This window comes from Streptomyces natalensis ATCC 27448, assembly GCF_000935125.1.
GTDB classification, from domain to species: domain Bacteria; phylum Actinomycetota; class Actinomycetes; order Streptomycetales; family Streptomycetaceae; genus Streptomyces; species Streptomyces natalensis.
In genome coordinates this window covers 721,855-734,333 of sequence record NZ_JRKI01000061.1, presented here as the reverse complement: position 1 = coordinate 734,333, position 12,479 = coordinate 721,855, and the positions used below count along the sequence as shown (strand labels likewise).

At 69.4% G+C, this 12,479-nt stretch carries 13 protein-coding genes; all 13 read left to right on the top strand.

Annotated elements, in window-relative coordinates; genetic code table 11:
• Positions 1–618: 618 nt before the first annotated feature.
• Complete coding sequence (locus tag SNA_RS33985) at positions 619–1,872, top strand: aspartate kinase (protein ID WP_030073793.1); 1,254 nt, start codon at positions 619–621, stop codon at positions 1,870–1,872.
• Between the two features lie 2 nt (positions 1,873–1,874).
• On the top strand, positions 1,875–3,197 hold the full coding sequence (locus tag SNA_RS33980) for an APC family permease (RefSeq protein ID WP_044368147.1): 1,323 nt from the start codon (positions 1,875–1,877) through the stop codon (positions 3,195–3,197).
• A complete protein-coding gene (locus SNA_RS33975; RefSeq protein WP_030070725.1) occupies positions 3,194–4,510 on the top strand; it encodes a homoserine dehydrogenase in 1,317 nt (438 codons plus the stop codon). Before SNA_RS33980 ends, SNA_RS33975 begins: the two co-directional genes overlap by 4 nt.
• Positions 4,511–4,604: 94 nt before the next feature.
• Positions 4,605–5,039, top strand: a complete 435-nt coding sequence (locus tag SNA_RS33970) for a hypothetical protein (RefSeq protein ID WP_157880163.1) — start codon at positions 4,605–4,607, stop codon at positions 5,037–5,039.
• Between the two features lie 347 nt (positions 5,040–5,386).
• Positions 5,387–5,788, top strand: a complete 402-nt coding sequence (locus SNA_RS33965) for a hypothetical protein (RefSeq protein WP_338059841.1) — start codon at positions 5,387–5,389, stop codon at positions 5,786–5,788.
• Between the two features lie 2 nt (positions 5,789–5,790).
• Positions 5,791–6,348, top strand: coding sequence for a thiamine pyrophosphate-dependent enzyme (locus tag SNA_RS33960; protein WP_030070730.1), 558 nt, complete (start codon positions 5,791–5,793; stop codon positions 6,346–6,348).
• Between the two features lie 11 nt (positions 6,349–6,359).
• Positions 6,360–7,367 (top strand): beta/alpha barrel domain-containing protein, encoded by a 1,008-nt coding sequence (locus tag SNA_RS33955; protein WP_030070732.1) that lies wholly within the window; start codon positions 6,360–6,362, stop codon positions 7,365–7,367.
• Positions 7,364–8,281, top strand: coding sequence for an isocitrate lyase/phosphoenolpyruvate mutase family protein (locus SNA_RS33950; protein WP_044368145.1), 918 nt, complete (start codon positions 7,364–7,366; stop codon positions 8,279–8,281). The genes SNA_RS33955 and SNA_RS33950 overlap by 4 nt, the downstream gene beginning before the upstream one ends.
• On the top strand, positions 8,278–9,393 hold the full coding sequence (locus SNA_RS38750) for a hypothetical protein (protein WP_051877489.1): 1,116 nt from the start codon (positions 8,278–8,280) through the stop codon (positions 9,391–9,393). The genes SNA_RS33950 and SNA_RS38750 overlap by 4 nt, the downstream gene beginning before the upstream one ends.
• Entirely contained in the window at positions 9,390–9,818 is a 429-nt protein-coding gene (locus SNA_RS33940; RefSeq protein ID WP_030070738.1) for a YjbQ family protein, read from the top strand. The genes SNA_RS38750 and SNA_RS33940 overlap by 4 nt, the downstream gene beginning before the upstream one ends.
• On the top strand, positions 9,815–10,966 hold the full coding sequence (locus tag SNA_RS33935; protein ID WP_030070740.1) for a pyridoxal-phosphate-dependent aminotransferase family protein: 1,152 nt from the start codon (positions 9,815–9,817) through the stop codon (positions 10,964–10,966). Before SNA_RS33940 ends, SNA_RS33935 begins: the two co-directional genes overlap by 4 nt.
• Complete coding sequence (locus SNA_RS33930; protein WP_044368143.1) at positions 10,966–11,256, top strand: glutaredoxin domain-containing protein; 291 nt, start codon at positions 10,966–10,968, stop codon at positions 11,254–11,256. The genes SNA_RS33935 and SNA_RS33930 overlap by 1 nt, the downstream gene beginning before the upstream one ends.
• Positions 11,253–12,476 carry an ATP-grasp domain-containing protein gene (locus SNA_RS33925; RefSeq protein ID WP_044368142.1) on the top strand — a complete coding sequence of 408 codons (1,224 nt, stop codon included), beginning with the start codon at positions 11,253–11,255 and terminating at the stop codon, positions 12,474–12,476. Before SNA_RS33930 ends, SNA_RS33925 begins: the two co-directional genes overlap by 4 nt.
• The last annotated feature ends 3 nt before the right edge of the window (positions 12,477–12,479 follow it).

Here is a 12,479-nt window from a genome sequence, read left to right as displayed (position 1 = left end):
CCTGCACAGCCCGGCGGGAGTTCCCGTTGACCCACCCACTCCTTCCGCACCTTCCGTGCTGAGCATGCCCGGCACCCGTCTGCGACCTGCTCGCATACGCCCTGAGCGAGGCGCTCTGCCGGCCCGCGGCCGCCCCACCGGGGAGGCGGATTCCCGGCAGTGGCCGATGTAGCACAGCGCCCCGGTCTTCGGGGCGCTGCCTTCCGCTGACACCTGCCGGATCCGTCCCGGACGCCTCCGCCTCACGTGAGCGCGCCGTCTGAATTCCTCCGGATCCTCATCTCCGCCATTCCTCCAGGTCTCGCGCCGTCATCACCTTTCGCGTGGTGCTGCCCTCGCGGCAACACGCTGTGCCGGCGCACCGGACCGGCCTGCTTCCGAAAACGCGCACTCTTTCTCCGTGCCCTTATCCGTGCGCGCCGGTCGGCATTCCGTCGAGGTTTGTGCATGACTCCCGAGCAAAAGTGCCCTGCCCTCCTGACTTCCGTGCATTCGGTTCGGTGACGAAGATCCGTACGGTAAAGATCCGTACGCCAACATGCCTATGGCAAACATGCCAACGGCAAAGATCCGTACGACGCCGATATGCACGGCAAAGCTGCCGAACGGAGCAAGTGAGTGCTGATCGTCCAGAAGTACGGTGGGTCCTCCCTGCAAGATGCGGACCGCATAAAACGTATTGCCGAGCGCATTCTGAAGACCCATGGAAGCGGTCATGAAGTCGTGGTCGTCTGTTCCGCGATGGGTGACACCAGTGATGATCTGATCGACCTGGCGAACAAGGTGAGCACCGCTCCGCCGGTGCGTGAAATGGATATGCTGCTCACCTCCGGGGAGCGTGTTTCCAACGCCCTGATGGCCATGGCCATCCATGAACGGGGAGGCAGCGCCCACTCGTTGTCCGGGGCGCAGGCGGGGGTGTTCACGGACTCCGATCACGGCCGGGCCCGTATCGTCGACGTGGTGCCGAGCCGGGTCCGCCAGGTGCTCGATCAGGGATCGATCGCCCTGGTCGCGGGGTTCCAAGGGGTCAGCAGGGACACCGGTGACACGACGACCCTGGGGCGCGGCGGGTCGGATGTGACGGCGGTTGCGCTGGCCGCGGCGCTCAAGGCGGACGTCTGCGAGATCTACACGGACGTCGACGGCGTTTTCTCCGCCGACCCTCGCATCGTCGACAGTGCACGACTCATCGAGACCATCAGTTACGCGGAAATGCTGGAAATGTCGGCCACCGGGGCGAAGGTACTCATGTCGCGCTGCGTGGAATACGGCCGCCGGCACGACGTGGACATCTGCGTTCGCTCTTCGTTTACCGACCGTCCCGGGACACTCGTTTCACATTCGGTGGAGGATACTGCTGTGGAGGGCTTCTGCGTCACGGGTGTGACCCACACCCGGTCGATTTCCAAGATTGTGGTGGAGGACATCCCCGCCGAACTGTCGGCGGTGGCGCACATCTTCGAAGCGATGGCCTCGGCCGGCATATCCATCGATATGCTCCAGAACCTGGGCGCCCCGCAGCGGACCGAATTGACGTTCACCGTCGCGGGCGAGGACGGCCCGCGGGCCCAGGAACTCCTGGAGCAGCACCGCACCCGCATCGGTTACGGGTCGGTGCGGTGCGACGCGGGAATGGGCCAGGTCTCCCTGGTCGGAGCCGGAATCCGCAGCGAACCCGGCATCGTGGCGACGCTGTGCCGGACGCTGGCCGGTATCGGCATCGGTGTTCCGCTGATCTCGGTCTCGGAGATCCGCGTCTCGGCCCTGTGCCGCGCCGATCAACTCGATGAAGCCGTCCGCGCGTTGCACCGCAGCTTCGGCCTCGACAGCGCCGTTCCGGCCGTCGTCTACGCAGGAACGGGGCGCTGACCATGACACCTGGTGGTACGGGTTCCGACACGCTCATCCGCCCGACTCCCTCACCGCCCGTTCCCTTACGGCAGGGCATCGGTATCGGCGAGGGAACGGCGCTCTACGTCGGCGCCGTCCTCGGGGGCGGGTTGCTGGCCCTTCCGGCGCTCGCCGCACGCGTCGCCGGGCCCGCTTCGCTGATCGCCTGGGCGGCGATCGTCCTGCTCTGCATCCCGGTGGCGAGTGCCTTCACGGCGCTGGGAACGAGATATCCGGACGGGGGCGGCATCGCCACCTTCGTCACCAAGGCCTTCGGCAGGCGGGCCGCCACACCGGTCGGCTGGAGTTTCTATTTCACGGTGCCGGTGGCGAACTGCTGCGCCTCCATCATCGGCGGCGAGTACGTGGCCGGTGCGCTGGGCGGCGGCCGTGCCACGGCCATGGTGTCGGCGGCCGTGATCCTCGTCGTGGCCTATGGCGGCAACTGGTTCGGGCTGCGGATGTCCGGGCGGATGCAGCTGGCGATGGTCGGGCTGCTCATGCTGGTGCTGCTGACAGCGGTGTTCACCACACTGCCGCAGGCCCGCACCGAGAACCTGGAGCCGTTCGCGCCGCACGGCTGGCTCGCGGTGGGCGGCGCCGTGACCCTGCTCTTCTACTCGTTCGCGGGGTGGGAGGCCGTCACCCACCTGTCCCACGAGTTCTCCGACCCCAGGCGTCAACTGCCCAGGATCGCGGCACTGTCGGTGGCCGTGGTCGCGGTGGTCTACCTCGGTCTCGCCGTCGCCTGCGTCGCTGTGCTGGGGCCGGCCATGAACGGTTCCGCGGTCCCGTTGACGATGCTCATGGAGCGCAGCATCGGAGGCGCGGCACAGGCCCTCACCGTCACCGTGGCGATCTTCCTCTCCTTCGGCACGGTGAACGCCTACGCCGCGAGCGGAGCCCGGCTGGGCGCCGCGCTGGGGCGGGACGGGGCGCTCCCCAAGTGGTTCGCCAAGGGCAGCGCCGCCGACGAGGTGCCCCGCCGCAGCCTCGCCGTACTGGCCGCGATCGCCACGCTGGTCATGCTGGTGCTCTCGTTCGCGCCGGTCGGCGTCGATGCGCTGATGACGGCGGCATCCGTCCTGTTCGTCACGGTGTATGTGGCCGGTCTGGCCGCGGCGGTGCGGCTGCTGCGACGGATGTCCGCGGCCTGGTGCGGCGCCGTGATCGGGCTGATCGCCCTGGTCGGCTCGCTCGTCTTCTTCCGCTACTTCCTCCTCCTGCCGGTGCTGTTGGTCGCTCTCGCCGAAGTGTTCCGGTTGTTTCAGCGGCGCCGTGCCCCCGAAAGGTCTGTGCGATGAACAACCAACCCCTGAAAGTGGCCGTGCTCGGTTGCGGAGTCGTGGGCACGGAAGTCGTACGGCGGCTGCGCGCGTCACATGCGGCGCTGGCCGACCGCATCGGTGCGCCCGTCGAGATCGCCGGCATCGCGGTGCGCGACCCCAGGCGGCCGAGGGGTCTGGACATCGATCCGGCGCTGTTCACCAATGACCCGCTGGAGCTGGTCAAACGGGACGACGTCGACATCGTCGTCGAGCTGCTCGGCGGCATCGAGCCCACCCACTCGCTGGTGGCCGCGGCGATGGAGCACGGCGCTTCGGTGGTGAGCGCCAACAAGGCGCTGGTGGCCGCGTACGGGCCGGAGCTCCACGGGGCCGCCGCACGCGCGGGTGTCGACCTGCTCTACGAGGCGGCCGTGGCCGGTGCGGTACCCCTGCTGAGACCACTGCGCGATTCGCTCGGTGGTGACGAGGTCACGCGGATCGTCGGCATCGTCAACGGAACCACCAACTACATCCTGGACCGCATGACGCAGAAGGGCAGCGCCTTCGACGCGGAACTGCGCCAGGCCATCGAGCGCGGGTACGCCGAGGCCGACCCCACCGCCGATGTCGAGGGGGCGGACGCGGCGGCCAAGGCCGTGATCCTGGCCTCGCTCGCCTTCCACACCTGGGTGCCCCCGGCGGAGGTGTACCGCGAGGGCATCACCGGCGTGACGGTGCAGGACGTGGCCGACGCCCGCGCCCACGACTGCGTGGTCAAGTTGCTCGCCGTGCTGGAGCGGACGGCCGGGGAGGACGACGTCATGGTCCGGGTCCACCCGGCGATGGTGCCGCGTACGCACCCGCTGGCCGATGTGGGGGGCGCGGACAACGCCGTGGTCGTCGAGGCGGCCGGCGCGGGCCGGTTGCTGTTCCGCGGTGCCGGCGCCGGGGGTACCCCCACCGCCAGCGCGGTGGTGGGCGATCTGGTCACAGCGGCGCGCAGGAGGCTGCTCGGGCATCGCGAGACCGCCTCACCGGCCACCGTCACGGGCCGGGTCCGTGCCATGAGCGATGTACGCAGCCGCTATCACCTCAGCGTGCCCGTCACCGATTCCGTCGTGGCGCTCGACGACATCGCCGCCGTGCTGCGTGCGCACGACGTGCGGGTCGACTCCGTACAGCGGCGGCGAACGGCGGGGCCGGACGCGTGGGTTCTGGTCACCGAGGTCTCCGGGGAGTCGGCCCTGCGCGCGGCCGTGCAGGCCATCGCCGGCCTTCCCTCGGTGGGTGCCGCGCCGCGGTTCCTGCGCATGCTGGAGCCTGTTGAAGAAGAGGCGGCCGTCGGGTAGATATCGATGGCTCGCGGGAACCATCGGGACGCACACGGGAGACTCATTGAGTACTTCGGGCAATTCTGCGTTGGGACTGACAGAGAGTGCGGTGGTGGACTCTTTCGCCCTCTATCGCATCGTCGATGCGCATACTCCGGCCGCCGCCGCCATTCGGGAGGCCGCATTAGGAGGCACCCTCAGACTTTCCGCTCCGGCGGTGGCGGTAGCGGTATCTGCAAGCATGCGTTCATGCTGGGACGACGAATGCATCGAGCGGCACGAGTTTCTGGGAAGTAAGCTGTCCGGATTCTGTGACCGGATCGGTCTGGAAATAGGCGCGACGGGGCCCGATGCGGCTGTCACGGCCGGGCGTCTGTATGCGGCGTCGACCGCCCTGCATATCGAGGGACCGGAGGTCCTGGCGGCGTGTCACGCCGCCCAGATGGCCTCGGAAAGGAATGACGAGCTGCTGACCGTGAGCCGCGCGGCCTACTGCTATCGGGCAGTCCATTCCGCCGGAATTCGGGTTCCCGTGCGCTCGATCTGACCGGCCACCACGGCTTCACCGAGCACGCGAGAGGGGACTGAGAACCCAAGGAAGGCAATCTCGCACACCGCGGGATTGCCGCTTTGGCCTGCCCGGAAATATCCGGGAAAAGCGATCCTCTTGTTTAACGGAAGATCCCCTTGTGGTTGCCTCGCATTCAGGTCATGATTGTGTCACTCAAGGAATCAGGGACGGTCCGTGTGCGGCCCCTGAAAAGCGCATAAAAGACGGGGGTCTCTGCTGTGAGTTCCATTGCACCGGGCAACTCCGCCGAAGTCGTGATGCAGTCGTTCCTTGACCGTGGATTCACGCACTTCACCGGCGTTCCGTGCTCTTTGCTCAAAGGGTTGTTCCGGATACTCGAGTCCCCGCAGTGTCCGGCCCGCTATCTGCCGGCGCCCAGGGAGGACACCGCGGTCGGCGTCGCCTCGGGGCTGACGCTGGCCGGCTCCAAAGCAGTTGTGCTCATGCAGAACTCCGGCCTGGGCTATTCGCTCAACGTCCTCACCTCGTTCACGCTCATCTACGACGTGCACCTGCCCCTGGTGGTGAGCTGGCGGGGACACGACGGCAACGACGCGGTCGAACACGACGTCATCGGACGTGAACTGACGCACCTTCTGGACGTGTTCGACCTGCCGTGGACGGTCCTGGACCCGCAGGCGCCGCAGCAGTCCGTCGACGCCTTCCTGAAGCAGCACGACGGCGGTCGGCGCACCGCGGTTCTCATCGTCAAGGAAGGCGTGTGACCATGCTCGACATCCGTGACGCGATCAAGGCCGTACAGGCCCGTGAGCCGTCCGCACTGTACGTCACGACCTGCGGATACATCACCCGCGACGTGTACAACATCGCCGACCGGGAGAACAACTTCTACCTCGTCGGCTCCATGGGCATGGCCGGGCCGATCGGCCTCGGTGTCGCCCTGGCGGACGTCGCCCGACGGGTGGTGGTGCTCGACGGGGACGGCTCCTTCGCCATGAACCTCGGCTGCCTCCCGATGATCGCCGAACACCGGCCGGATCTGGTGCACGTGGTGCTGGACAACGGGGCCCACGAGAGCACCGGCGGCCAGCGGACCGCGGCGCTCGGCGACCCGGCGGCCCTGGCCCTCGCCGCCGGCTACGCCGCCGCCTGCACGGTGGACAGCCTCGAAGAGCTGGCCGCCCTCGATCTCACCCACACCCCGGCACTGGTGCACATCCGGTGCCTGCCGCGCACCCACAAGGCGGGAGACCGGGTCGCTCTGACGCCGCAGGAACTCGTCTCCCGCTTCCGAGCGGGTCTCGGTGCCCCGGCGCATGCCTGAAGGAGGATGGCGTGAAACCCGTATTACTCGACTGCACCCTGCGTGACGGGGGCAATCAGAACGACTGGCAGTTCACCCCCACCGACGTACGGACCATCGTCAGCACGCTCGACGCGGCCCGCGTCGACGTCATCGAGGTGGGCTACCGCGGAGGCTCGGGAAGCGCCAACAGCGCGACCGCCGGGCCCACCGCGCACTGCACCCCCGAGTTCCTCGCGGCGCTGCCGCCCACCCGCCACGCCGAACTGGCCGTCATGGTCGTCCCCACGGTCTGCCCCGTCGGAGCCATGGACGACCTGCCCGACAGCCCGGTCTCCCTGGTCCGTATCGCCGCCTATCCGTGGAACATCGACGGCGTGCCCGAGTACGTCCGGGCGGCGCGCTCCCTGGGGCTGCGCACCACCGTCAACCTGATGGCCGTGAGCTATGCCGGCCTTCCGGAACTGGCCGGCATCGCGGAAACGGTCCGCTCGGAGCTTCCCGACGTGATGTACGTGGCCGACTCCTTCGGCTCGCTCACACCGGACGGCGTGCGCGAGCGCATCGAGCTCCTCGCCGGGCGGCTGGACTGCCCGATCGGCATCCACGCGCACAACAACCTGGGACTGGCCGCCGCCAACGCGCTGGCCGCCATGGACGCCGGCGCGGGCTGGCTGGACGCGTCGCTGTGCGCCATGGCCCGAGGGGCCGGCAACCTCGCCACGGAGCAGGCCGCCGCCTTCCTGACGGCATGGCCCGCGTACGAGACGCACACCGATCTGCCCGCGGTCTGCGAGGCCGCCGAGTACGTCGCCGAGCAGGTGCTGCCCCGCCCGATGACCGTGCGCCGCGCGGAGATCGCGGCCGGTATCAACGATCACCACTACTACTACCAGGACCGTCTTGAGAAGGCCGCGGCCCGTTACGGCCTGGACCCGTGGGAGGTGGGCCGCCGGATCGGCGCCGCCCGCCCGCGCAAGGTGCTCGACGAGGTGCTGGAGAACGTGTGCCGCGAAATGAGTGGAGGACTCCCCGCATGACCGCCAGACAACCGGCCGCACAGACCGGTGCCGCGCACGCGCTGCGCGCCGCCCTTGAGTCCCCGGGCCTGGCCCGCGCCATGGGAGCCCACAGCCCGTTGAGCGCGCGCCTGGCCGAAGAAGCCGGATTCGATGTCATCTGGTCCAGCGGCCTGGAGATCTCCGCCGCCGCAGGCGTGCCCGACGCCAACATCCTCGCGATGCCCGAGTGCCTCGAAGCGGCGGCCGGCCTGGCGGACGCCGTCGAACTACCGGTGCTGGCGGACTGCGACTCCGGATTCGGCAACGTCAACAACGTCATCCACATGGTGCGGACCTACGAGAGGCGCGGGCTCGCCGGAGTCTGCATCGAGGACAAGCAGTTCCCCAAGCTCAACAGCTTCATCGAGGGAAACCAGGACCTCGCTCCGCTGGACGACTTCGCGGGCAAGATCCGGGCCGCGACGGAGGTGCGCGAGGACCTCGTCGTCGTCGCCCGCCTGGAGGCGCTGATCTCCGGCAAGGGGATGGACGAGGCGCTGCGCCGGGCCGAGGTCTACGAACGCGCGGGCGCCGACGCGCTGTTGATCCACTCGAAGCTGACCGAACCGGACGAGGTCTTCGCCTTCCGCGCGGCGTACACCGGTGACCTCCCGGTGATCGTCGTCCCGACCACCTACAACCAGGTCACCGTCGCCGAGCTTCAGGAGCGCGGCTTCGCCATGGCCATCTACGCCAACCACGCGCTGCGCAGCTCCCTGCGTGCCATGCGCGAGACGCTGGTGAAGATCATGCAGGACGGCACCACCCTGCACGTGGAGGAGGATCTGGCCTCGCTCAAGGAGATCTTCGACCTCCAGCGGGTGCCGCAGATGCTGGAACGGCAGGCCCACTACGAAGCGCTGGGCCGCGATCTGGCGGAGGCCGCACGATGAGCGCGATCGCCGGGGCCGAGGTGCGCAGCCTGACCTTCGACCACACCCGCCTGGACCTGGAGACGGCGCCCGGCGCCGACATCGGCGAGGCGCTGGACTTCCTCGGGACCCATCTGGCCGCCGCTCCGCACGATGCCGCAGCGCGGCCGGCCGAGGCCCTCGCCACGCTGCGCATCGCGGCCGCGGCGTCGGACCGGCATGTGCCGCCGTCCGGCACGCCCTGGGAGGACATCTACGTCCGCAAGAGCGCCAGCGACTTCTTCACCATCCCCGCCCGGCGCGCCCAAGCACTCGGACGCGAGTACCTGGAGTGCACCAAAACCGGTACCCGGTTCGCCTTCGACCGCGCCGCACGGACCATCGACGTGCTGATCGGACCGGGCGGCGCCATGGACCTGGTCGAGCTGATCCGCGACCTCGTCCTCAAGGACCAGGAGAACGCCGGGGCGGCCGTGCTGCACGCGACGGCCGCGTACCGCGACGGATCCGCCGTCCTGATCACCGGGGCGAAGGGCGCGGGCAAGAGCACGATCCTGCTGGAGCTGGTGGAGAAGTTCGGCTACCAGATCATGAGTGGCGACAAGACCGTGCTGCACGAGCAGGCGGACGGCTCGGTGCTCGCCTCGGGCTGGCCCGACTACCCCCATCTCGGCTACGGCACCATCGCCAAGTACGCCGGTCTGAAGGAGATCGCCGGGATCGCGGACGGCTACGAGCCCGCCCCCGGCCACGCGTTCTCGCCGGTGGGCAAGTTCGCGGTGGACCCCGTCCGGTTCCGGGAACGCTTCCCCAGCGCGCCCCGCGGCACCCGCGTCCCCGTCTCCGCGATCATCCACCCGGCGATCGGGCCCGGCGACCGTACCGTCCTGGAACCCTGCCCGCCCGCACCGGACGCGCTCGCGGCCTCCCTCGACGCCAATGTGGAATCGGCGTTCGACGGCGCCAACGCCGGATGGCACCACTATCTGACGGACGGCCGCGCCGCTCAGGCGGACCGGCGGAGCCGGATCACGGCCGCCTTGGCGACGGTCCCGGCGTGGCTGCTGACCGGCCCCGGCGACCTGGCGGACGACAACTTCCCGCTGTCCGTGGCGGAGGCGACCGTCGCATGATCGAGCTGACGATTCCCAGCTCCGGCCTCAACTCCCACTACGACCTCACCGATGAGCTCACCGAGCGGCTGCGCGAGCACGGCGCGGGCGACGGGCTGGCGGGGGTCTTCGCCCACGGCAGCACGGTGGGCCTGACCATCATGCGCTACGAACCGGGCGCCATTGCGGACCTGCTGCGGCTCCTGGAGCGGCTGGCGCCCGATGACGGCAACCGCTATCTGCACGAGCTGACCACCGAGGACCCCAACGGCTTCTCGCACCTGAAGTCGTCCCTGCTCGGCACCAGTGTGCTGGTGCCCTTCCGGGACGGCGGACTGGGCATGTCGCCTTCCCACCGTGTGGTGCTCATCGACTTCGACCTGAAGCCGGCCACCCGACGCGTTCTGATCGACCCGCCCCGTGCGGCCAAGGAGGAAACCCAGTGAAGCTGCGTCTGGCCACCCCCGGCCCGACCGAGGTACCCCAGCGGCTCCTGCTGGCCGGTGCCCGGGAGATCATCCATCACCGCTCGGCGGAGATGGAAGAGCTGATCCACGAGATCAACGAGGGGCTCCCGCCGCTCTTCGGCACCTCCCGTCCCGTCTACACCATCGCGACGTCCGGCACCGGTGCCATGGAGGCGGCCGTTGCCAACTGCTTCTCCGCCGAGGACGAGGTCCTCGTCGTCTCGAACGGCTATTTCGGTGAGCGCTTCCAGGCGATCTGCCGCAACTACGGGCTCACCGTGCACGTGGTGGAGAGCGACTGGGGCACCAGCGTCGACCCGCAGCGGGTGGCCGAGGCATACGCTCAGCACCCGCAGATCCGGGGCGCCTTCGTCGTCTACAGCGAGACCTCCACCGGCGCCCTGAACGACGTCGAAGCCATCGGGCGGATCTTCCGCGACACCGATGTGGTCGTCGTGGTGGACGCCATCAGCGGACTGCTGGTGCACCCGCTCGACATGGACGACTGGGGCCTGGACGTCGTGCTCGCGGCCTCGCACAAGGGCTTCATGCTGCCGCCGGGCCTCGCCTTCATCGCCCTGTCGGACAAGGCGTGGACGGCCGTGGAGAGTTCCTCCGGCCCGGCCTACTACTGGTCGTTCGAGCGGCTGCGCCACTTCTACCCCATGTCCTCCTCGTCCCCCGCGGTCTCGCTGCTGCTCGGCCTGCACGAATCCTTGAAGATGCTGGGCGAGGAAGGGCTGCCGGACTTCCGGAAACGGCACGCCACCCTGGGCCGCGCGGCCGAACGAGCGCTGCGGGAACTGGGCTTTTGCACGTTCATCCAGGAACCCCACCGCCGCAGCCATGTCATCACCTCGGCGCTCGCGCCCGAAGGCATCGACACGTCCCAGCTGCTGAAGACCCTGTCCACCCAGTACGGTCTGACCATGACGGGGGGACAGGCCCATCTCAAGGGCAAGTTGATCCGGGTGGGACATGTGGGCGCGGCCGATGCGCTCGACCTGTGTGCGGTCTTCGGGGCCCTGGAGATGTCCCTGCTCACCCTCGGGCACCGTTTCACGCCGGGCTCCGGCGTCGGCGAAGTCGTCCGTACCTTCCACACCTTCCATGAAGAGGTGAAGTGATGCTCGTCCTGTTCCAGCGGGAGACCTGCCCGGACTGCAAGCCCGTACGGGAGCTGCTGACCAAGCTCCAGATCTCGTACATCAACATCAACGTCCCCAAGCCGCGTGAGGAGCGGCACGAGCTGATCAGAGCGACCGGCAGCAAGTTCATCCCCGCCCTGGTCGACGGGGCGACCGTGATCCCGGGCAAGTTACGGGAGAACGCCGACCTCGTCGCCTATCTCAAGGAGCGGTTCGGCGAGCCGCGTGCCGACGCGGCCGGGGAGCCGCAGCCGGAGTCCGTGGCATGACGAACGGCTCCGGACCGGTCCTCGCGATTGTCGCCGGAACCCCTCAACTGGTCGATGCGGCACGCGTCTTGGGCGTGCGGACGGTCTTCGTGCACGCCGCGGACGCACCGCGTCCGAAGGCGGCGGAGGCGGCCGACCATGCGGTCGCCGCGGATCTCGACGACGCCGGAGCGGTCCTCGCGGCGCTGGCCCCGTTCCACGAGCGGCAGCCGCTGGCACGCGTGCTGTCCCTGACCGAACGAGGGCTGCTGCCCGCCGCCGCGGCGGCGGGCGGGCTCGGCCTCCCCGGCAACTCCCTGCACACCGTGCGCCTGCTCCAGGACAAGCGGCGGATGCGGGGGCTGCTCGCCGACCGGGGGCTCAGCCCCGTCCGGAGCCGTTCACTGTCGTCACCCGCCGGCCTCGCCGACTTCTGCCGGGAGGTCGGCGGGCCGGTGATCCTCAAACCGGCCGGCGGATCGTCCAGCCGGGCCGTGGGCCGGGTGGACGGGCCCCGGGACGCGGACGCCGCCTGGCGGCGGTTCACCGCGGCCGGCGGCACGGACCCCGTCGCGGAGGAGTTCCTCGACGGCCCGGAGATCAGCGTGGAGGGGTTCTCCCACCAGGGGCGGCACACCATCGTCGCGATCACCGACAAGCAGGTGCTGCCGTCCTTCGTGGAGGTCGGGCACACCATGCCCAGCGCCCTGCCGCCGGCGGTGCTGGAGGAGGCCGCGGCGCTGACCGTGGCGTTCCTGGACGCCGTGGGCCTGCACGAAGGGCCCTCCCACACCGAGGTGAAGGTGACCGGGCACGGGCCCCGGATCATCGAGTCCCACAACCGCATCGGCGGCGACAAGATCCGTGAACTGGTGCGCCGCACCTACGGCGTCGACCTGGTCGCTCTCACGGTGGCCTGCCCGCTCGGGCTGCGTCCCGCGCCGACGCGCCGGCCGGTGGCCCGCGGCGGCGCCGCCATCCGGTTCCTGACCCCGCCCCCCGGCACCGTCCGGCACATCCGCACCCCGGACACCGCGGGCGGAGGGGCCGTCATCACGCTCGATGTCGGCGTCGGCGACACGATCGGCCCGGTGCGCCGCTCCCAGGACCGCGCGGGGTACGTACTGACCGACGGCATCGACGCGACGGACGCCGCCCGGCGCTGCGAACTCCTCGCGGAACAGGTGCAGATCGAGGTGGCGGCGGCCGCGGCGCCGACGGACCGACCGGTGAAGGACTGAAAC

Bases quoted from the DNA above. Each gene is read 5' to 3' on its own strand.
- SNA_RS33980 (WP_044368147.1), top strand. From the start codon at position 1,875: ATGACACCTGGTGGTACGGGTTCCGACACGCTCATCCGCCCGACTCCC.
- SNA_RS33975 (WP_030070725.1), top strand. From the start codon at position 3,194: ATGAACAACCAACCCCTGAAAGTGGCCGTGCTCGGTTGCGGAGTCGTG.
- SNA_RS33960 (WP_030070730.1), top strand. From the start codon at position 5,791: ATGCTCGACATCCGTGACGCGATCAAGGCCGTACAGGCCCGTGAGCCG.
- SNA_RS33950 (WP_044368145.1), top strand. From the start codon at position 7,364: ATGACCGCCAGACAACCGGCCGCACAGACCGGTGCCGCGCACGCGCTG.
- SNA_RS38750 (WP_051877489.1), top strand. From the start codon at position 8,278: ATGAGCGCGATCGCCGGGGCCGAGGTGCGCAGCCTGACCTTCGACCAC.
- SNA_RS33940 (WP_030070738.1), top strand. From the start codon at position 9,390: ATGATCGAGCTGACGATTCCCAGCTCCGGCCTCAACTCCCACTACGAC.
- SNA_RS33930 (WP_044368143.1), top strand. From the start codon at position 10,966: ATGCTCGTCCTGTTCCAGCGGGAGACCTGCCCGGACTGCAAGCCCGTA.
- SNA_RS33925 (WP_044368142.1), top strand. From the start codon at position 11,253: ATGACGAACGGCTCCGGACCGGTCCTCGCGATTGTCGCCGGAACCCCT.